This is a genomic window from Vibrio sp. YT-16 (assembly GCF_033337405.1).
GTDB classification, from domain to species: domain Bacteria; phylum Pseudomonadota; class Gammaproteobacteria; order Enterobacterales; family Vibrionaceae; genus Vibrio; species Vibrio alginolyticus.
In genome coordinates this window covers 1-1,169 of the sequence record NZ_JAWOQQ010000120.1, presented here as the reverse complement: position 1 = coordinate 1,169, position 1,169 = coordinate 1, and the positions used below count along the sequence as shown (strand labels likewise).

The 1,169-nt window shown below is 47.6% G+C and carries 1 protein-coding gene; it reads right to left on the bottom strand.

Annotation, left to right across the window (positions count from 1 at the left end; genetic code table 11):
* On the bottom strand, window positions 1-1,163 hold a 1,163-nt coding region (gene brnQ, locus R7F07_RS25155), incomplete at its 3' end, for a branched-chain amino acid transport system II carrier protein (RefSeq protein ID WP_318110662.1).
* Window positions 1,164-1,169: the final 6 nt, after the last annotated feature.

Below are 1,169 nucleotides of genomic sequence, written 5' to 3'. Positions count from 1 at the left end.
GCTGCATCAACAAGTGCGAATAATAGTGATACTAGCAGGACCGCACGGTATGCAGAGCGAGGATTTGGCAGCTTGCTACGAACAAAGGTAAGAGCAACCAAAGCAATCGCCACTGGGTAAAGGGCAAACAGTACAGGTACAGAGAGCGAAATCAATTGCGCTAGACCAACGTTAGCAACTAGCGCACATACTGCACCGTTGATTAGAACCCACTGCTTGTATGACAGTGATGTCTTCGAGCTGAAGAAATCAGAACATGCTGAAATCAGACCGATAGCCGTTGTCAGACACGCTAGCAATACAATCACAGAAAGAACGATTTGACCGTAAGGGCCAAACAACGCTTGAACGTACTGGCTTAGAATCAGACCACCGTTGTCTGCGCCCGCAGCAACTGTTGCACTGGTAGCGCCTAAGTAGAATAGCGAAATGTAAACAAATGCTAGACCAGCCGCCGCGATACAACCTGCAAAAATCAGGTACTTAGTCGTCGCAGAACGCTCCGTAATACCTTTGCCGCGCAGTGCATCCACCATCAACATACCAAACATCAGCGATGCGAAAGTATCCATGGTGTTGTAGCCTTCAAGGAAGCCTTTGGTTAGTGGCTGAGTTAGGTACTCACCACGAGCTCCAATCATATCGCCTTGAGGATCTAGGAATACTGCAACAGCAAGAATGATCAAACCGACAAACAGCGCTGGAGTCAGCACTTTACCGATCAAGTCGATAAGACGGCCTTGGAACCAAGAGAACAGCATTGCAACCGCAAAAAAGATCACAGAGAACGCGGTAAGGTGCGCTTGAGAAGCTTCAACAAAGAATGGCTTCACGGCCATCTCGTAAGCCACTAGACCTGTACGAGGCGCTGCAAACGCAGGACCAATAATGATGAAGATAAGTGCTGCCATCAATACTGCTGCTTTTTTCGGAAGATCTTGAGTCAAGTGATCCCATGATCCACCTGCTACAGCAATAGCAACGATAGTAATAAGAGGTAGACCTACCGCTGTTAGCAAGAAACCGAACATCGCTGGCAATAGGTTTTCACCCGCGAGCTGACCCGCTAGAGGTGGAAAGATGATGTTGCCTGCACCTAAAAAGAACGCAAATAGCATAAAGCCTACTGCGACAATATCTGTTAGTTTTAACGTCTGCTTCACAGATAA